Annotated in this window: 17 protein-coding genes; 6 read left to right on the top strand and 11 right to left on the bottom strand. The window is 70.9% G+C overall.

Annotated elements, in window-relative coordinates:
* Positions 1 to 383: 383 nt before the first annotated feature.
* The 5 genes from JEK78_RS10040 to JEK78_RS10020 form a co-directional block, all read right to left on the bottom strand.
* Entirely contained in the window at positions 384 to 1,472 is a 1,089-nt protein-coding gene (locus JEK78_RS10040; protein ID WP_200263740.1) for an aspartate-semialdehyde dehydrogenase, read from the bottom strand.
* Positions 1,472 to 2,749 (bottom strand): aspartate kinase, encoded by a 1,278-nt coding sequence (locus JEK78_RS10035; protein WP_200263739.1) that lies wholly within the window; start codon positions 2,747 to 2,749, stop codon positions 1,472 to 1,474. Before JEK78_RS10035 ends, JEK78_RS10040 begins: the two co-directional genes overlap by 1 nt.
* 214 nt (positions 2,750 to 2,963) lie before the next feature.
* Entirely contained in the window at positions 2,964 to 3,620 is a 657-nt protein-coding gene (locus JEK78_RS10030; protein WP_200263738.1) for a DUF5063 domain-containing protein, read from the bottom strand.
* The gene (gene recR / locus JEK78_RS10025) at positions 3,613 to 4,212 is read right to left on the bottom strand and encodes a recombination mediator RecR (RefSeq protein WP_200263737.1); all 600 of its coding nucleotides are present in this window, start codon (positions 4,210 to 4,212) and stop codon (positions 3,613 to 3,615) included. Before recR ends, JEK78_RS10030 begins: the two co-directional genes overlap by 8 nt.
* A 135-nt stretch (positions 4,213 to 4,347) precedes the next feature.
* Positions 4,348 to 4,686 (bottom strand): YbaB/EbfC family nucleoid-associated protein, encoded by a 339-nt coding sequence (locus JEK78_RS10020; RefSeq protein ID WP_200263736.1) that lies wholly within the window; start codon positions 4,684 to 4,686, stop codon positions 4,348 to 4,350.
* A gap of 288 nt (positions 4,687 to 4,974) precedes the next feature.
* Between JEK78_RS10020 and JEK78_RS10015 the strand changes: the two genes are divergently transcribed.
* From JEK78_RS10015 to JEK78_RS10005, 3 genes are all read left to right on the top strand, one after another.
* Positions 4,975 to 5,751, top strand: coding sequence for an SLATT domain-containing protein (locus tag JEK78_RS10015; protein ID WP_200263735.1), 777 nt, complete (start codon positions 4,975 to 4,977; stop codon positions 5,749 to 5,751).
* A 314-nt stretch (positions 5,752 to 6,065) separates the two neighbouring features.
* Positions 6,066 to 6,806: a GntR family transcriptional regulator gene (locus JEK78_RS10010; RefSeq protein WP_200263734.1), complete on the top strand. Its 741-nt coding sequence runs from the start codon at positions 6,066 to 6,068 to the stop codon at positions 6,804 to 6,806.
* Between the two features lie 67 nt (positions 6,807 to 6,873).
* Complete coding sequence (locus JEK78_RS10005; RefSeq protein ID WP_200263733.1) at positions 6,874 to 7,524, top strand: hypothetical protein; 651 nt, start codon at positions 6,874 to 6,876, stop codon at positions 7,522 to 7,524.
* Between the two features lie 108 nt (positions 7,525 to 7,632).
* On the opposite strand, the gene JEK78_RS10000 is transcribed toward JEK78_RS10005, so the two are convergent.
* Both JEK78_RS10000 and JEK78_RS09995 read right to left on the bottom strand, forming a co-directional pair.
* Complete coding sequence (locus JEK78_RS10000) at positions 7,633 to 8,133, bottom strand: DUF3515 family protein (RefSeq protein WP_200263732.1); 501 nt, start codon at positions 8,131 to 8,133, stop codon at positions 7,633 to 7,635.
* A 117-nt stretch (positions 8,134 to 8,250) separates the two neighbouring features.
* Complete coding sequence (locus tag JEK78_RS09995) at positions 8,251 to 9,534, bottom strand: adenylosuccinate synthase (RefSeq protein ID WP_200263731.1); 1,284 nt, start codon at positions 9,532 to 9,534, stop codon at positions 8,251 to 8,253.
* 194 nt (positions 9,535 to 9,728) lie between these two features.
* Between JEK78_RS09995 and JEK78_RS09990 the strand changes: the two genes are divergently transcribed.
* Positions 9,729 to 10,643 carry a diacylglycerol kinase family protein gene (locus tag JEK78_RS09990; RefSeq protein WP_242483330.1) on the top strand — a complete coding sequence of 305 codons (915 nt, stop codon included), beginning with the start codon at positions 9,729 to 9,731 and terminating at the stop codon, positions 10,641 to 10,643.
* Positions 10,644 to 10,744: 101 nt separating this feature from the next.
* Here the strand turns inward: JEK78_RS09990 and JEK78_RS09985 are convergent, their stop codons facing one another.
* Positions 10,745 to 12,424, bottom strand: a complete 1,680-nt coding sequence (locus JEK78_RS09985; protein ID WP_242483329.1) for an ABC transporter permease — start codon at positions 12,422 to 12,424, stop codon at positions 10,745 to 10,747.
* The gene (locus JEK78_RS09980) at positions 12,421 to 13,458 is read right to left on the bottom strand and encodes an ABC transporter ATP-binding protein (RefSeq protein ID WP_200263730.1); all 1,038 of its coding nucleotides are present in this window, start codon (positions 13,456 to 13,458) and stop codon (positions 12,421 to 12,423) included. Before JEK78_RS09980 ends, JEK78_RS09985 begins: the two co-directional genes overlap by 4 nt.
* A 115-nt stretch (positions 13,459 to 13,573) precedes the next feature.
* Here JEK78_RS09980 and JEK78_RS09975 point away from each other — a divergent pair, with 115 nt between their 5' ends.
* Together JEK78_RS09975 and JEK78_RS09970 are read left to right on the top strand one after the other, a co-directional pair.
* The gene (locus JEK78_RS09975; protein WP_200263729.1) at positions 13,574 to 14,119 is read left to right on the top strand and encodes a MarR family transcriptional regulator; all 546 of its coding nucleotides are present in this window, start codon (positions 13,574 to 13,576) and stop codon (positions 14,117 to 14,119) included.
* Between the two features lie 661 nt (positions 14,120 to 14,780).
* Positions 14,781 to 15,941 (top strand): DNA sulfur modification protein DndB, encoded by a 1,161-nt coding sequence (locus JEK78_RS09970; protein ID WP_242483328.1) that lies wholly within the window; start codon positions 14,781 to 14,783, stop codon positions 15,939 to 15,941.
* Positions 15,942 to 16,503: 562 nt separating this feature from the next.
* Here the strand turns inward: JEK78_RS09970 and JEK78_RS09965 are convergent.
* Positions 16,504 to 16,926, bottom strand: coding sequence for a hypothetical protein (locus JEK78_RS09965; protein ID WP_200259772.1), 423 nt, complete (start codon positions 16,924 to 16,926; stop codon positions 16,504 to 16,506).
* Positions 16,923 to 17,753, bottom strand: a complete 831-nt coding sequence (locus tag JEK78_RS09960; RefSeq protein WP_200259770.1) for an IS5 family transposase — start codon at positions 17,751 to 17,753, stop codon at positions 16,923 to 16,925. The genes JEK78_RS09965 and JEK78_RS09960 overlap by 4 nt, the downstream gene beginning before the upstream one ends.
* Positions 17,754 to 17,956 lie beyond the last annotated feature (203 nt).

Below are 17,956 nucleotides of genomic sequence, written 5' to 3'. Positions count from 1 at the left end.
GCGAAGTTCGAGTACGTCTGCCACGCCGGTTGGACACCCGCCGTCCCGGAAGGGTTGTACGCCGCTTCCGCCGTGTGCGCGCTGTCGTCCCCCGGCACCCGTCCGGGTGTCCCGTTCCTTCGCATCCGCCCCGCTCCCCCCGTGAAGACGTCGGCGGGACGTCCCCACGCCCCGCCCTCGGCGCCCCTCACCTCGGATCGGGTGGGATCCGGGCGGTGGTGGAGCGCCCCCCGCGTCCGCGGGTGGCGGAGGGCGGGAGCAGCATCCTCCGACGTCACCGGGCAGATCTTCAAGTGATCCCGACAACGGATGGATCACAAGAAGTACACAGGTGCCCCAAAGGGGACGCCCGCCGTCGCCTCCGGCCTTCCCGCGCCGCGAGGTCAGGCGAGCTCGGCGGCCACCGACTCGGCGATCTGGGCGGTGTTCAGCGCGGCGCCCTTGCGGAGGTTGTCGCCGCACACGAAGAGTTCGAGCGCGGTCGGGTCGTCCAGGGCCGCGCGCACCCGTCCGACCCAGGTCGGATCGGTGCCCACGGCGTCCGTCGGGGTCGGGAACTCCCCGGCCGCGGGGTCGTCGAAGAGCACGACTCCGGGCGCCGCGGCGACGATGTCCCGGGCCCGCCCGACGGTCACGGGAGCCTCGAAGCGGGCGTGGACGGTCAGGGAGTGGGTGGTGACCACGGGGACCCTCACGCAGGTCACCGCCATCGGCAACCGGGGCAGTCCGAGGACCTTCCGGCACTCCTCCCGCACGCCCATCTCCTCCGAGGACCAGCCGTCCTCGCACGCCGTCCCGACCCACGGGACGACGTTCAGGGCGACCGGTTCGGGGAAGGGACCGGTGTCGTCGCCGACCGCCCGTCGGACGTCGCCGGGTCGGGTCCCCAGGTCGGTTCCGGCCACCAGGGAGAGTTGGCGGCGCAGCGTCTCCGCGCCCGTCCTCCCCGCGCCGCTCGCCGCCTGGTAGGTCGAGACGACCACGTCGCGCAGGCCGAACTCGGCGTGCAGGGCGCCGAGCGTGACGATCATGGACAGCGTGGTGCCGCCGGGGGACGAGACGATCCCTCGCGGACGGGAGCGCACGGCGTGGCGGTTGACCTCGGGCACGACCAACGGCACGTCGGGATCGGCCCGGAAGGCGGCGGAGCCGTCCACGACGACCACGCCCCGCGCCGCGGCGACGGGCGCCCATTTCGCGGACACCTCGTCCGGTACGTGGAACAAGGCGATGTCCACGCCATCGAAGGCGGCCTCGTCCAGGGCCACCACCTCGACCTCCTCGCCGCGCACCACCAGTCGGCGGCCGGCCGAGCGAGGGGAGGAGACCAGGCGGATCTCCCCCCAGACGTCCGCGCGCTGGGACAGGATCCGGAGCAGCACCGAACCGACGACGCCGGTCGCGCCGACGACCGCGAGCGTCGGGCGGACGGCGGCTCCGGACCCGCCCGGCTGCCTTCCGGGACCGGCCATCAGCGGCCGGTGCCTCCGTAGACGACGGCCTCGTCGCTGTCGGAATCCAGCCCGAAGGCGGTGTGCACGGCGCGGACGGCCTCGTTGACGTCGTCCTTGCGCGTGACGACCGAGATGCGGATCTCGGAGGTCGAGATGAGCTCGATGTTGACACCGGCGTCGGACAACGCGGTGAAGAAGTCCGCGGTGACCCCCGGATTGGTCTTCATCCCGGCACCGACCAGCGAGATCTTGCCGATCTGGTCGTCGTAGCGCAGGGAGTCGAAGCCGATCGCGGCCTTGTTCTTCTCCAGCGCGTCGATGGCCTTGCGGCCCTCGGTCTTGGGCAGGGTGAAGGAGATGTCGGTCAGCCCCGTGGACGCCGCGGAGACGTTCTGCACGACCATGTCGATGTTGATCTCGGCGTCGGCGATCGAGCGGAAGATGGCCGCCGCCTCGCCCGGCTTGTCCGGGACGCCGACGACCGTGACCTTGGCCTCGGAGGTGTCGTGCGCGACTCCGGAGATGATGGCCTGCTCCACCGGCTTGTCCCCTTGGTTGATCGGTTCACTGCTGACCCAGGTGCCCCGCAGCCCGCTGAAGCTGGAGCGGACATGGATCGGGATGTTGTAGCGGCGGGCGTACTCCACACAACGGTGGAGCAGCACCTTGGATCCGGACGCCGCCAGTTCGAGCATGTCCTCGAAGGAGATCCAGTCGATCTTGCGGGCCTTCTTCACCACACGGGGGTCGGCGGTGAAGACGCCGTCGACGTCGGTGTAGATCTCGCAGACGTCCGCGTCCAGCGCGGCGGCCAGCGCCACCGCCGTCGTGTCCGACCCGCCGCGGCCCAGGGTCGTGATGTCCTTGCGCTCCTGGCTCACGCCCTGGAAGCCCGCCACGATGGCGATGTTGCCCTCGTCCACGGAGGTGCGGATACGACCCGGGGTGACATCGATGATCCGGGCCTTGTTGTGGACGGAGTCGGTGATGACACCGGCCTGGCTGCCCGTGAAGGACTGGGCCTCGTGACCCAGGTTCTTGATCGCCATGGCCAGCAGCGCCATGGAGATCCTCTCCCCCGCGGTCAGGAGCATGTCCAGCTCCCGACCCGCCGGGATGGGGGAAACCCGCTCGGCGAGATCGATCAGCTCGTCCGTCGTGTCGCCCATCGCGGAGACCACGGCGACCACCTGGTTGCCGTTCTTCTTCGCTTCCACGATTCGCTTGGCGACGCGCTTGATGCCCTCGGCATCGGCTACGGAGGAACCTCCGTACTTCTGCACGACAAGGCCCACGTGCGCTCCTCGCTCATTCCGTCTCTGTCCGCGCGTGCGTGCCGCACCGCGGTCGGCTCAGTCTATCGAGCGTCCGGATTTCAGCCCCGCGATGTCGCATGGTGAGACCCGGCCCGCTCAGGACGGCTCATGCCCATCGCCGCCGCCCTCACTCGGGAAAGTGCCGTGTGTCACAGAAACGCTCGTGGAGGTTTCGACCCGCCGGGAGCGCTCGTCATACCGGGCGCATGCCGAGCGGGCGGGCCAACTCCTCCGCCATGACCTGCCCGGCCTCCGCCTCCAGGGTCTCGTCGCCCGCGTGCTGGTCGGTGTCCAGGCCGTCGAGCTCCGCCAGCGGCTGGTTGAGCCGGACATGGGCCACGACCGACTGCAACGCGCGCAGCGCGGCGGAGGCCGTGGAGCCCCAGTTCGAGAAGTAGGAGAACTGCCACCACCACAGGGCCTCCGTCGTGCGACCTGCCCGGTAGTGGGCCATGCCGTGGCGGAGGTCGGTGATGACGTCGGTCAGATCGTGCGAGATGCGGGCCGGGACGGGGGCCTTGCGCGGCTCATAGGGGTCGAAGACCTCGGAGTAGACGTCGATGGGCTCCAGGATCCGGGCGAGGTTCTCGCGGAGTTCGTCCACGTCCTGCTCCGGGCCGGAGTCCGGCTCGTAGCGCTCCTCCGGGAGGATGTCCTCGTGGGCCCCCAGGCGACCGCCCGCCAGCAGGAGCTGGGAGACCTCCAGCAGGAGGAAGGGGACCGCCGAGTCCGGCTCGTCGCCCCTGGCCACCTCCGTGACGGCGACCAGGAAGCTCTCGATCTGATCCGCGATCTGGACCGCGAAGTCGTCGGGATTCTGATGGGTCGCGTGCAGCGTGGCGTCAGACATCTAGGAGTCGTCTCCCCTCGAAGGCCCGGCCGAGAGTCACCTCGTCCGCGTATTCCAGGTCGCCACCCACCGGGAGGCCGCTGGCCAGGCGGGTGACCTTGAGGCCCATGGGCTTGATCATGCGAGCCAGGTACGTGGCCGTGGCCTCGCCCTCCAGGTTCGGGTCGGTGGCCAGGATCAGCTCCCCGACCGAACCGTCCGCCAACCGTGCGAGAAGCTCGCGGATGCGCAGGTCGTCGGGCCCTATGCCGTCGATGGGGCTGATCGCCCCGCCCAGCACGTGGTAGCGGCCCCGGAACTCGCGGGTGCGCTCGATGGCGACCACGTCCTTGGGCTCCTCCACCACGCAGATCACGCCCGGGTCGCGGCGGGCGTCGCGGCAGACCGCGCACCGCTCTTCCTGCGCCACGTTGCCGCAGACGACGCAGAACCGGACGCGCGCCTTCACCTCGGTCAGGGCCTGGACGAGGCGACGCACGTCGGCGGGCTCCGCCTGGAGGACGTGGAAGGCGATCCGCTGCGCGCTCTTGGGACCGACGCCGGGCAACCGCCCCAACTCGTCGATGAGGTCCTGGACCACGCCTTCGTACAACGGACTGCCGCCCTTCCCTGGGTTCCCTCACTACGTACGGTAAAGCGCCGAGGCCGCTCGGAGAAGCCGGTATCCGCGGGGACGCCGACCGCGGACCCCCGACGCGGGGCCGCCGGGACCGGCGACCCCCGGCCGTCAGAAGGGCAGCCCCGGCATCCCCCCGCCGAACCCCTCGGCGAGCGGGCCGAGCTTCTGCTGCTGGAGAGTCTGGGCGTTCTCGTTGGCCGCCTGGACGGCCGCCACGACCAGGTCGGCGAGCGTCTCGGTGTCCTCGGGGTCCACCGCCTTCGGGTCGATGCGCAGCGCCCGCAGCTCCCCCGAGCCGTTGACCGTGGCCCGCACCAGACCGCCGCCCGCCTGCCCGTCGACCTCCGTCCTGGCCAGTTCGTCCTGGGCCCGCGCCAGGTCCTGCTGCATCTTCTGGGCCTGCTGAAGCAACTGCTGCATGTTGGGCTGGCCGCCACCGGGGATCACGTTCGGCTCCTGTTCACCGCGAGGGGTCGTCGCTGTCGCTGTACTTTGCCGTTCGACACGAGCCTACGTGCTCCGTGCGGGCTTCGCCCCAGCACTCTTTCGGGTGATTCGGTGGTGGACCCTATACCTGATCGAGACCTCCGTACGGGCGGAAAAACGGCCGAAACCGACCCTTCGCCACCCATTGGGCGGTAGGAAGGGTTTCGGCGCGTCAACCCCTGGTTACGCGAGCCCGTGGCGTCGCCAGTCGTCACGTACCGTGATCGAGGGTCGGTTAGGGAGTGCCGGGTGGGTCAGCCGGAGAAGCAGCCCGAGAAGCCGTCCCCGGGCGGGCGGGTCGGCGAGGGGGCCGGGTTCGGCGCACCGCCGCGGGCGCGGCACGACCTGCGGGGGCGGACGTTCCCCCACGGAGACTGGTCCTGCCCGGCCGACCGCCTGGACGAGCTGTACCGCTGGGTGGAGCGGGGCGCCCTGGACACGGTGGAGTGGTATCTGGCCGGCCGCGCGCGCAAGCGGCGGGGGGCGCGACTGCTGCGGGGCGGGGCGGCGGCGGGCGCCGTCGCGGGCGCCGCGCTTCCGCTGCTCGACATGACCGGGGTCGTGGCCGGGGCGGCGCCCTGGGGCTATCTGTCCCTCCTGCTGGGCCTCGCCTGCGTCGTCGGGGACCGCTACTTCGCCGTGACCTCGGGGTGGATGCGCGACATGGCGACCGCGCAGGCGGTGCAGCGTCGCGTACAGGCCTTGCAGTTCGACTGGGCGTCGGAGAGCGTGCGGGAGGTCCTCGGGCCCGCGGAGGGCACCGCGGGGGAGGCCACCGAGCGGTGCCTGTCGGTCCTGCGTCGGTTCTCGGAGGACGTGACGGAGCTGGTCCGGGCGGAGACGGCGGCGTGGATGGCGGAGTTCGGGGGTGGCTCCGCGCCGGAAGCCCCCGCCGGACCGTCCCCGGCGGGCGCCCCCCCGGCCCGCCCCGAGGCCGCGCCGGGGGCGGGGCGCTTCGGGGTTCCCCCGCCGGCCGGGCCGCGTCCCCACATGCCGCGACAGCGTCCGCCGGAGCCCCGGGGGTGACCCTCCCCGCGAATCGCGGGGCACCGACCTGCCCCGCCGCCCCGCGACCAGGGGCCACGCGCCCCGGAGCGGGTACGATGGCGTGTTTCGTAGCATGGACGAGCCGGCACGGACGGCCGGGAGCGACCGCGCCCACCCCGATGCGACGGGAGGCTCGCCTCCGGCCCGGCGGCGAGCGCGATCCGCGCGGGCCGGGACCGACGGCTCACCGACCTCCGCGCTCCCGGTGAGCGAGGACCGGTCCACCGGCCCCATCGGTGGACCCGTGCCGAGAGAGCACACCCCCACCCGATCGCGACGAGGAGACCCCGCCCATGGCCGGCCCCAGCGGCAACGGCGCCGTCACGCGCAGCACCCTGCGACAGCAGATAGCCGCGGCCCTCCGCGACGAGGTGCTGTCCGGACGCCTTCAGCCGGGGCAGGAGTTCACCGTCCGGGAGATCGCCGACCAGTACGGCGTGTCGGCCACACCGGTGCGTGAGGCCCTGGTCGACCTCGCCGCGCAGGGCCTCTTGGACGCCGACCAACACCGGGGCTTCCGGGTCCGCGAGTACTCCCTCGTCGACTTCCGCGGCATGGTCCAGGCGCGCGGCCTGGTCACGGACGGCATCTTCCAGTCCCTGGTCGACGGCGACACCCGCCTCGACGATCCGCGGATCACCGGAGCGCTGGCGGGGCTCCGTCGCCGCGGCGAGGAGGCCCAGCGAGCCGCGACGGCCGGGGATCTCACCATCCTGATCGGCTACGACCTGCGCTACTGGCGCGAGTTGTCGACCATGTTCGGCAACCGCTACCTCTCCGACTTCCTGCACCGACTCCGGGTGCAGAGCTGGGTGTGCACGGTCCAGCACCTGCGCCGGCTCGGTGATCTGCGGGGGGTGCTGTGGGCCGACCACACGGATCTCGTGGACGCCCTCGCCCGGCAGGACACCGAGGGGGCGCGCGAGATCGTCCACGCCTACAACGCCCACTCGTTGGCGCTCATCGACAGGATCGCACCGGACGAGACGGATCGGACGCCGCCGGGGGAGGGTCGGGCGCCCGCTCCGGGGTAGGGCTCCGCACAAGCGGTACCGACTACGCTGCCTGCCCTGACCACCCCGCCGTGTGAGGAGCGCTGTCTTGGCATGTGACCTGTGGCTGGTGCCGCTCGTCGACGTCCTCTGCCACGCACCCGACAACCCCTTCGCCGAGGAACTCGCCCAGTACGACAGAGTGCTGATCGCGGCCGGACTGCCCGCGGTACCCGTGCACCCCTACATGCCGGGTTTGTCCGGCGAGGTCGCGCCCGTGGCCGGCTTCGACTACGCCGCGCTGCACTTCCTGCGCCGCGCGCACCTGTTGCGGGTCTGCGGGCTCCCGGTCACCCCCGTGGACGAACTCGGAGGCGACTACGAGCAGTTGCTGGAGATGTTCGAGGCGGCTGCGCAGCGCTCACACCTCGTATGGCACTACGACCACGCGGGATCGTACGTCCCGATCGACTTCGCCACCCCGCTGTCCAGCGAGGAACTTCTCGCCAACGGAGGACCGTTGGGGTCCTCCCAGGCCCTGCTGCGCGAGCTGGAGGCGGTCGCCCCGGCCATCGGCATCGACGCGGCCAACCCTCCGGCCCCTCCCCGCCCGCCGGCCGCGCCCACGGGGCTGGAGGAACCGGCCGCCGCGGCGCCGTACGACCCGAGCCCCTTCGCCCGGGAGCGGCACGTCTGGCTGGGGTTGCACGCGGCGGTGACCCGGAGCCTGGCCCAAGGTTCGATGATCGTCTTCAGCTGATCCACCCACGGCCCGGCTCGGCGGCGACACACCATGGCGCGGTCGGTCCCGCCTCGCCCGGCCCTCGCTTCCCGAGGCGGAGCCCCCGCGGTCCGGCGCCGCCACACGTCAGACGACATCCCCGACGCCCACGCACCCTCGGTCCGGCGTGATCCATTCCACCGCCGGCCCGACGGAGGCCAGGATTCCACCGACCTCGGTCCGCGAACCCGAGTAGGCCACCTCCACGGCGGGCGACCGCCCGTAGGTCGTCAGGACGCTGACGCCGTCCGCGTCGAGCCGGCGCTCGTCCAGGACCCAGTCCACGCCGTCCACGGTCATGCAGAGGTCGACGGTGGGCGAGGGCTCCGGAACGCCACAGCGCAGCACCGCCGAACGGCCGCCCCAGGTCGCCACCCCGTCCCCCGAACCCAGCGGAGCCCAGTCGCGCCCGGCACCGGGCAGATCGTCGGGTAGTCGGGAGAGCACCTCGGCGCACCGGGGATCCCCGCCCTCCGGCGCGGCGGTCACCCGAACGCCGTCGAAGAGGAGGAACACACCGAGCGCGGCGACCGAGAGCACCGCCAGACCCACCCGGACACCCGGTCGGGTGAGCGTCGCGATCCGCATCCGTCGGCCTCCCTCGTTCGTCCGCTCGTTCCTGCTCGCCGTCCCGCTCCGACGCGTGGGCCCCGCCCCCGGCGGGCCCGCGCACCGGGTCCCGGAAGACCCGGTGCGCGACGGTCGTCAGAGGAAGGAATTGATCTCGATGGTCTCGTCCCGGCCCGGTCCGACGCCGATGGCGGAGATCGGGGCGCCGGACATCTCCTCCAGGGCCTTGACGTAGTTCCGGGCGTTCTTCGGCAGCTCGGCGAAGGTCTTGGCCCCGGTGATGTCCTCGGACCAACCGGGCAGCGTCTCGTAGACCGGCTTGGCGTGGTGGAAGTCCGTCTGCGAGTACGGCAGCTCCTCGACTCGACGGCCGTCGATCTCGTAGGCCACGCAGACCGGGATCCGCTCCCAGCCGGTCAGCACGTCGAGCTTGGTGAGGAAGAAGTCGGTCAGGCCGTTGACACGGGTCGCGTAGCGGGCGATCACCGCGTCGAACCAGCCGCAGCGGCGGTCGCGCCCGGTGGTCACGCCTCGCTCACCGCCGATGGAGCGCAGCGCCTCGCCGTCCTCGTCGAACAGTTCCGTCGGGAAGGGGCCGGCACCGACGCGGGTGGTGTAGGCCTTGAGGATGCCGATCACCCGGCTGATCCGGGTCGGGCCGACACCGGCGCCGGTGCAGGCACCGCCGGCGGTGGGGTTGGAGGAGGTCACGAAGGGATAGGTGCCGTGGTCGATGTCCAGCAGCGTCCCCTGGCCGCCCTCGAAGAGGACGACCCGGTCCTCGTCCAGCGCCCGGTTCAGCACCAGCGTCGTGTCCGCGACATACGGCGCGATCCGCTCGGCGTAGCCCAGCAGTTCCTCGACCACCTGGCCGGCCTCTATGGCCCGCCGGTTGTAGAGCTTGGTCAGCATCTGGTTCTTGGCGTCGAGGGCCGCCTCGACCTTCTGTGTCAGGATCGACTCGTCGTAGAGATCCTGGACCCGGATGCCCACCCGGTTGATCTTGTCAGCGTAGGTCGGCCCGATGCCTCGGCCGGTCGTGCCGATCTTCCGCTTGCCCAGGAAACGCTCCGTGACCTTGTCGACGATCACGTTGTACGGAGTGATGATGTGCGCGTTTCCGCTGATCAGAAGCTTCGACGTGTCCACGCCGCGCTCGTTCAACCCGCTCAGCTCGGAGAGCAGGACCGAGGGATCGACGACGACGCCGTTGCCGATGACCGGCGTGCATCCGGGAGACAGGATTCCGGAAGGGAGCAGGTGGAGGGCGTACTTCTGGTCCCCCACGACCACCGTGTGGCCGGCGTTGTTGCCGCCCTGGTATCGCACCACGTAGTCGACGGAGCCGCCGAGCAGGTCCGTGGCCTTTCCCTTGCCCTCGTCACCCCACTGAGCACCGAGCAGCACAAGTGCGGGCACGCGCGTACACCCCTTCCGGACGGGGCATGTCCATGGTCGAGGGCTCACGCGGAGGTTTTCAGCCGCGTTTACCGCGACCGTCGCCGGCCGCCGACCGTCGGACCGGGTGCCCCGGAATAGACGAAGCCCCTGGCGCAATAGCGCAAGGGGCTCTTGCACAAAGATGCTACCCGAGGAAGCGAGGCGGAGCCGAGGTGGCGACTTCCGCGAGGTCCGATCAGTTGCTGGTGGTCATCGACGCGTCCGCTCCGCGGACGGACGGCGAGTCCGTCCGCATCGCGAAAGACGTGCTCAGCGCGGGTGCGGCGAACACCAAGGTCTGTCTTCCCGACGGACCGGAGGAGTTCGCCAGGGCGCTGCGGCGACGGGGATCACGCCGCCCGGTGGTGGTCGGCGGCGACCAGGCCCTGGTGCGGGCGGTGTCGCTGCTCCATCGGGACCGTGAGCTGGCGGGGTGCGCTCTGGCGGTGGTACCGGTGGGCCCCCGACGTGAGCTGGCCCGGTCGCTGGGTGTGCCCACCGACGCCGTGGAGGCGGCTCGGACCGCGCTGGACGGCGCCGAGCGCGGGCTCGACCTCTTGGTCGACGACACCGACGGCGTGGTGATCGGCACCGTCGGCATCCCGCCCGGCTTCGCCGGCGAGGACGAGGGCACGGCGCCCGGCCCCGGCAGCACCGGCCTCGGGGGCGGTGGCGAGGAGCCGGCGAGCGCCGGGCACGGCGACCGTGGCGGGACCTCGCGCGCGAGCCGGCTGTGGCGCTGCCGCGCGCTCTTTCGCACGCTGGCGTCCCGATCCCGAGGCGGGGCGACGGCCGGCGGACCGTACCGGCTCCGGGTGGAGGTCGACGGGGTGACACTGGTGGACCTCGACAAGCCGGTCGCCGGCGTCACGCTGCGGTGCGGTCGCTCGGGTGCGGCCGAGGTCCGCGCACGACCGGCGGGGACGACCCCGCCACTGACGGCCACCGGGAGGACGTTCTCCGTGTCCGGTCCTCACTTTCGCTACCAGGCCGACACCTGGGAGTCCATGCCGGTCCGCACGAGGACGTGGACCGTGCGGGAGGGCGCCTGGTCGCTGTGGCTCCCCGACAGCGACGCCGGCGGCTGACGAGAGCGACGAGCGGGCTCCGCGACGGCCGACGCCCCTGCCGCGCCAGTGTGGGCCCGGGCGCCGGGAAGTCCCCGGGCCCGCACGACGCGGGGCGCCCGTCACCTCGTCGTCAGGTCCCGACGGCGGAATCCGACCAGGCCCGTCCACACCAGGGCCACGGCCACCAGAGTCAGGACGACCAGTGGGGTCCAGGCGGCCTCCGCGGAGGGCAGCCGCGGCACGTGCCCCAGAGGCGAGAAAGTGTTCGACCAACCGGGAAACCGCAGGATCTCCCCGAGGTAGCCCACGACGAAGGCGTACACGGGCACGATCCACACCAGTGAGCCGACGCGGGGGAACCAGCCGAAGAGAGCCACCGCCACACCGGCCGTGACCCACAGAGCCGGCGCGTACGCCAGCGCCGCGACGGTGAGGCGCACGACGAGCGCGGGGTCACCGGTGGAGGCCGCACCCGTGAGACCGAGGACGAGCCCGGCGGTCGTCAGCAGGAGCGGCCCACCGACCAGGGGCACGACGAGGTGACCGGCCAGCCACCGGTCGCGGGACAGACCGGTGGCCAGCAGCGGCTCGGCACGCCCCGCGAGTTCCTCGGCGCGCGGTCGCAGGCTCGCCGACACCACGGCGACCGCCGCCACGACGGCCAGCACCATCAGCACCATCGACGCGAACGCCTCGGCCGGCCCGGCGCCACCGAGGCGGTCGAGGGCTTCCCGGAGCTGGTCGACGTCCTGGAGCAGATCGCTCGCCTGCCCGAGGATGGCCCCGTACATGGCGGCCATCAGCGTCAGGCCGGCCCCGAAGCCGAGGAGCGCGCCGCGATGCACGCGGAACGCGAGGCCGGGCGAGGTGAGCAACACGGACGAGGCATACGCAGCGCCCCGGGCTCGCGGACGCAGTCCCGCTCCCACGTCCCGCCTGGTCGACAGCGCGAACCCGGCGGCGGCACAGAGGGCGGCCGTCGCCAGGCAGGCGAACACGGGCCACCAACGATCGTCCACGTAGACGTAGGTGCGCTGCGCCCATCCGATCGGGGACAGCCACGAGAGGGCCTCGTTCCCGCCGCTGTCTCCGGCGGCGCGCAGCACGTAGGCGACACCGATGGTGGCGAGGGCCATGCCGGTGGCGCCCCGGGAGTGCTCCGTCAGCTGGACGGTGATCGCGGCCACCCCTGCGAAGGCGACTCCCACCGCCGCGTGGCTCGCGCCGTAGAGCAGCGACCCGCTCGCGTCGACGCTGTCGATCCCGAGGCCGGGCAGCCCGAGGGCGAGGAGCAGGGCCACGCCCAGGTTGGCCACCACGGCCGCGGCGAGTGCCGCGGCGAGGTGTGCGTGACGGCCCACGACGGCCGAGCGCACCAGCTCGGCCCGCCCGGTCTCCTCCTCCGCACGGGTGTGCCGGGTGACGATCAGCACGCTCATCAGACCGACGAGGACGGCGGTGAAACCGAGCATCTGCTGACCCAGCATGGCTCCGAAGGTGTACTCGTCGAGATAGCCGCGCGGCCCCGACATGGCCAGCCCCGCCGGGCTGCCCAGCGCCTCGGCGGCGTCGGCCCGGTCCTCCGGGTCGGCGTAGAGCTGCCGGAAGTTGCTCGCGACGGCCAGTGTGCCCAGCGACACCGCCGACATCCAGACGGCGAGCCGGAGCCGGTCGCGGCGCAGCGCGAAGCGGAACAGGCTGCCGGTGCCGACCAGCGCCCCGGCTCCGGCCGTCGAGCCCGGGCCGGCGCCCGGCGCACCGACGGCGCGGTTCTCGGCGGGGGGCGTCGTGGTGCTCATCGCACGCCCCCGCCCGGACCGTCGTCGAGGGGTCCGCCGCTCTCGACCCGCTCGCCGGCCGCGACCCGACCACGGGATGCGATCCCGTCGCGCGGGCCCTCGCGAGGGCCGCCTCGCCGTGCCGCGTCGTCGTAGTGGCGGAGCATCAGCTCCTCCAGGGTCGGGGGGCGACCCGCCAGACCGCGAACGCCGAACTCGGTCAGCTTCCGCACGGCGGCGCCGACCTCGGGCCCGTCGACCGTGAAGCGCACCCGAGCCCCGTCGACCCGCAGATCGTGGACGCCGGGCAGGGTGTCCAGTCCGGTGGGAGGCAGCGCGGTCTCGGCCTCGATGGTGGTGCGCGCCAGGTGTCGCAGATCGGCGAGGCTGCCGGACTCCACCATGCGACCGAGCCGGACGATACTCACCCGGTCGGCGAGTCGCTCCACTTGGGCCAGGACGTGGCTGGAGAGCAACACGGTCCTGCCGGCGGCCTTGGCCTCCCCGACGACCTCCTGGAAGACGACCTCCATCAGCGGGTCGAGACCCGCCGTCGGCTCGTCGAGGAGGAGCAGTTCGGCGTCGGAGGCGAGAGCCGCGACGATGGCGACCTTCTGCCGGTTGCCCTTGGAGTAGGACCGCCCCTTCTTCGTCGGATCCAGGTCGAACCGTTCGGTCAGCTCGTCGCGGCGCCTCCGGACGCGACGGTCGGTGGCGCCTCGCCCGCCCCTTCTCCCACCGCGCAATCGGGTGAGGAGGTCGATGGCCTCTCCCCCGGTCAGGTGGGGCCACAGCTCGACGTCCCCGGGAACGTACGCGAGTCGGCGGTGCAGCTCGACGGCGTCCGTCCACGGATCACGGTCGAGGACCCGGACCGTGCCGGCGTCGGCGCGGAGCAACCCGAGCAGCACGCGGATGGTGGTGGACTTGCCGGCCCCGTTCGGTCCGAGAAAGCCGTGTACTTCTCCTTGGTCGACCTCCAGGTCGAGCCCGTCCAGTGCGCGCGTCCGTCCGAAGGACTTCTCCAGCCCCGCGACGGTGATGGCCTTGGTCATGCCCAGAATGTACGAGGTATTCAGAATTTTGTGAAGATACGGAACCACGAAAACACCCGGTAGACTCGTGCACGTGAACGACCGCCGCGCCGCGCGCGAGGGAGAAGATCGAGGCATGACGCGACCGAAGCGCGAGAACGCCGGAGCGACGGGACGGGACCCGGAGACCGTCTCCCGGTTCGTGGAGCACTTCGCGGCCCAACTCGTCGAGGCGGGGCTGCCCCGCATGGCGGCCCGCGTCTTCGCCGCCCTGCTCGCCTCCGACAGCGGCGCCATGACCTCCGCCGAACTAGGCGCGCAGTTGCGGATCTCGCCCGCGGCCGTCTCCGGAGCCGTGCGCTACCTGGCACAGGTGCGCATGGTGTCCCGGGAGCGCGAGCCCGGATCGCGTCGCGAGCGCTACCGCCTGCCCGCCGACCACTGGTACGAGGCCCTCACCAACCGCGAGGCCGTCCTTCGCCACTGGGGGAACGCGCTCAGGGAAGGTGTCGCCGGACTCGGCCCCGACACCCCGGCGGGCCGACGCCTGACCGAGACCGTCGCCTTCTTCGAGTTCGCGGAGCGAGAGGTGGCGGGGATGATGGAGCGCTGGCGGACCGAACGCGACCGCAGGTTCGGCCCGGACACCGACACCCGGCCCGAGGGCTCCGCGGCCGGATAGACCGAGGCGAGGGGCGACGCTACGACGCGTGCCCCTCCCGTTCCCGTCGATCGCGCGCACCGCCCCCCGCGGCAGGGCCGCGCCGCGCCCTGCCCTCCGCCGAAACCTCCGCGGAGCGCCTCGAAGGCGCGACCCGCGCCGCCGTCGACGGCAACGATTCTCGCCAGCGAAGACGAAGAACGGGGGCCACTCCCATGACGGGCCTCGCAACCCCATGGGCCCCTTCTGCCCTCTTGAGGACCGATCCCGGTCGAGATCGGCTTTCCCACCGTCAGACACGTGAAGCTGAGGTCGACCCATGTCACGCGATCCGGCTCCCACACCTGCGACACCGTCACCCTGGCCGATCAACCCCCCTGGGGGGATGTGCCGTTCCCGCGCGATCGAGCGGCGGCCCACACCACACCCGCTCGACGTCCCACTTCGCTCCGTCCCGACCAGGAAACCAGGTCGGATGACAAGGCCCCGACGGCATCGCGTCCGAGGACGGCTGACGCTCCCTCTTGATCAGTCGCCCCGCAAACGAGTCACGCACTGGCATACTTGCCACTGACGGCACGTCAGGGACGCTCAGGAACATGGGGATTTACGCATGCCCACACCTTTGAAGGCTGTGACGACCGGCCTCCCAGTCGAACTCCGGGAGATCCGTAGGGGGGTCATGGCGAACGGCGTCATCGACTGCGAGAACCTGTTGGCGATCGTCAACGACCCTCAAGAGGTCGAGGACGCTGCCAAACGGGCCCAGAAGGCCGGCCGACCGATCGGCGAGTACGCCCGCACGCGCGCCGGGGTTCAGCGGCTTCTCGGTACGGCCGGCAGCAAGAAGGCCAAGAATGTCGGCGAGTACGCCGACTACATCGCGGCAGGTCTGCGAGGAGATTACGACGAAGCCTGGTCGCTGCCACAGATCACCCTCTGGTCGCCACGTCCACTGATGATCTCCGAAGAGGGCTCATCCGCCCTGCCGATCAAGGATGGCCTCTACGTCCTCGACAGTGAGACCCAGGTGACCGCCTGGCACCGGATCAAGTCCCACCCAGGTGCGTACGACCTGAGTGAGGACTTCGATTTCGGAGCGGTCCCGCTGTCGTTCGAGATCTTCCACGGGATCGGCATCATGGCCGCCCGCCAGATCTTCCACGACCGCAACATGAAGGGCGTGCCGGTCGACAAGTCCTTGGCCATGTCCATGGATGGCCGCGACTTCGGGACGACGGTGACACGCAAGCTGATGGAGTCACTGAAAGTACCGGTGGGCGAGACGACAGCCCAGCTGTCCAGCCTGATCCTCACCGGCAAACGCCAGGTGTCGGACAAGGCGGCGGAGTGGATGACGATGTCCGTCCTGCGAACCTTCATCGCCACTGCCATGCTCGGAAAGGCTGGCATCCACGCGGCGTCGACCGGTATCGAACACGAGGACATCCCTGTCGACGAGAGTGGCACCCGGCCGGACAGGGCAGTCGTGCAGCGTGAGGTCATGGAGACGATGGGCGCGTTCCTCCAGGAGAACGCCCAGTTCTTCCACTCCAAGACCGCCATCACCGCCCCCGCTGTCGTTGCCGGCCTCGGCGCTACCATCAACCGCTGTATGTCCTGGAGCACCGACCCCCTTACCGACGGAGTCACCCTGGAGCGACTGCTGGAGGACGTCAAGTGGGAGCGCGAGGCGAAGTACTGGAGCGGTATCGCGGCCAAGGTCACTGATCGAGGAGCCGTCTCCTGGGCCGGCGGAGCCCGCGACTCCGGCCACAAGGTCTACGACGCACTGAACCGCCCCGAGAGCGAAGCGGGTAAGCAGATCCGGGGGCGCTTCTAGCTTCTCCGAGGAGTGAAGCAGACCGCCTCCGCCCCTCGATCCCTGCTGGACGTTCACGCACGTGTCGCCGGCCCGAGGCACAGCAAGGGTGGGTTCGTACGCCGTGCAGAGACGCCGCCGGCGAACCGAGGCCGGCTACGGGCGCCGGCCAAGCGCTCGGCCAAGGAGGAACCCCCAGGCAGCCTTCCTGGGGGTTTACCACCCTCCTCAAGGGCATACACTGCCGCGTCTCGAGGCATGCCCGGCCGCTGACCGTCTTCGCCTACGCCGAACCCACCGACGAGTCACCGGTAGATCGGGAACGGTGCCCGGGCTCTGCGACCCTGCTCGTGCCGCATTCCGGTCCTCAGCCGCTGCCTCGCCCTCGACAGGTGTGGCGCTGCCCAAGGCAGCCTTGACGTGACCGCGAAGAAGCCTCGGGCGGAAGAGGCGAAGAGGACGTGCGGCAGGCCTTCTGATACGAATCTGGCACGCGGCGACTGAGAGTGCGGAACGTGAGCTCTTGTCCGTTTCGTGATTGAGGGTTGGGGAAGGACCGCTGGTCGTGGGTTCGGGGTGGCCTTCAGGTCTCGGGGCGGGTGAACAAGCCGGGTTCAGGTTCGACGAGGATGCCGCGGCTGACCAGGCGTTTCAGTTTGGAGCGGATGCCTTCGGTGTTCTTCGGGAGGGTCGGCAGGTCGAGGGCCTGGCAGAGGTCGCGGGCGCGCATCGGTCGGCCCTCGTCGGCCAGGGCGGTGAGGATCTGCTGGTAGGCGGGGTGGTCCGGGATGTCGGGGCGGTCCGGCTCAGTGGCGGGTGTGGGCAGTGGGAGAGCGAGGAGGGTCTTGCGGGTGATGCGCAGGTTCTCGCTCTCCGCGTCGATCTCGCCGAGCCGCACTCTGAGCTCCTCGATGCGGTCCCGGAACTGCCCGGCCTGGTCGGCTAGTTCACGCTCGCGGGTTTCGATGTGTTCCAGGATGGCTTTGACCTGTGGGTTCTCGCTCACGTGGTCCTCCAGGAAGCGAGGGTGGCTCCGGTGAGTCGGCGGCTCATCACGGAGGTCATCGCCCAGAAGACGCGGGATCGGGAGGAGGCGGGCCGGTGTTCGTAGTCGCGTACGAGACGGCGGTAGAACATCAGGATCCCGTTCGTCTGCTCCACGATCCACCGCTTGGCCTGCACGACGAAGCCCTTGCCGGCCGGGTTGCGCTCGACGATCTCGACGTCGATGCCCACGTTCTTGCCGTGATCGACGACCTTCTTCTTGAAGCCCTGGTCGACCAGGGCTTTGGCCACGGTGTCGCACTGCCCGGCGACACCGTCCAGCAGGGCGATGCCGGCGGTGTTCTCGTGCGCGGAGGCGGGCAGGACGACGCAGTCCACGACCAGGCCCAGTACGTCCACGGCCAGGCATCTCTTCCTCCCCGGCACCCTTTTCGCGGCGTCCTTGCCGGTCGTCGTGGCCGGGACGCCGACTGCGGCGTGGATGCTCTGCGTGTCCAGGATCACCAGGCTCGGGTCGGCTAATCGTTTCCGCTTCTCTCGCAGATGCCAGCGCAGCAGGTCGTGAATGTCCTGGTCGGTGCCCTCGTCGCGCCAGAGGTAGAAGTAGTACTTCACCGCTCCGGGCGGGGGCATGTCGTGGGGCAGGAACTCCCACTGACACCCCGTGCGATTCTGGTAGAGGATGGCGTTCACGATCTCCCGCATCGCGTACTTCCCCTGATGCCCGCTGACCGACGGATGCCGGGCCTTCCACGCCGTGATCACGGGTTCGACGAGCTCCCACTGCTCATCGGTGAGATCACTCGGGTACGGCTTGCGCATGCTCATGCCACAACCCAAGCGAACCCCGAACGCCTGACCGGCAACGATGCCCCAACGTCACACCATCGAGCGATGACAAGACCGACAGAACGCCACATACCGCACTCTGAGAGCAGCGCACAGCAAAAAGGCCCGAGTCTCTGACCTGGGCCTTCTTCGTGGAGCGGGTGACGAGAATCGAACTCGCGCTCTCAGCTTGGGAAGCTGCG

Source organism: Streptomyces sp. HSG2 (assembly GCF_016598575.1).
In the GTDB taxonomy this organism is placed as follows: Bacteria; Actinomycetota; Actinomycetes; order Streptomycetales; family Streptomycetaceae; genus Streptomyces.
The sequence above is the reverse complement of the archived record's forward strand: the minus strand, read 5'-3'. Positions and strand labels throughout refer to the sequence as shown.

What these genes read in the sequence shown, in the direction of transcription:
- JEK78_RS10040 (WP_200263740.1), bottom strand. Translation starts at nt 1,472, where the DNA reads ATGGCCGGTCCCGGAAGGCAGCCGGGCGGGTCCGGAGCCGCCGTCCGC.
- JEK78_RS10030 (WP_200263738.1), bottom strand. Translation starts at nt 3,620, where the DNA reads ATGTCTGACGCCACGCTGCACGCGACCCATCAGAATCCCGACGACTTC.
- JEK78_RS10010 (WP_200263734.1), top strand. Translation starts at nt 6,066, where the DNA reads ATGGCCGGCCCCAGCGGCAACGGCGCCGTCACGCGCAGCACCCTGCGA.
- JEK78_RS10000 (WP_200263732.1), bottom strand. Translation starts at nt 8,133, where the DNA reads ATGCGGATCGCGACGCTCACCCGACCGGGTGTCCGGGTGGGTCTGGCG.
- JEK78_RS09985 (WP_242483329.1), bottom strand. Translation starts at nt 12,424, where the DNA reads ATGAGCACCACGACGCCCCCCGCCGAGAACCGCGCCGTCGGTGCGCCG.
- JEK78_RS09980 (WP_200263730.1), bottom strand. Translation starts at nt 13,458, where the DNA reads ATGACCAAGGCCATCACCGTCGCGGGGCTGGAGAAGTCCTTCGGACGG.
- JEK78_RS09975 (WP_200263729.1), top strand. Translation starts at nt 13,574, where the DNA reads ATGACGCGACCGAAGCGCGAGAACGCCGGAGCGACGGGACGGGACCCG.
- JEK78_RS09970 (WP_242483328.1), top strand. Translation starts at nt 14,781, where the DNA reads ATGGCGAACGGCGTCATCGACTGCGAGAACCTGTTGGCGATCGTCAAC.
- JEK78_RS09960 (WP_200259770.1), bottom strand. Translation starts at nt 17,753, where the DNA reads ATGAGCATGCGCAAGCCGTACCCGAGTGATCTCACCGATGAGCAGTGG.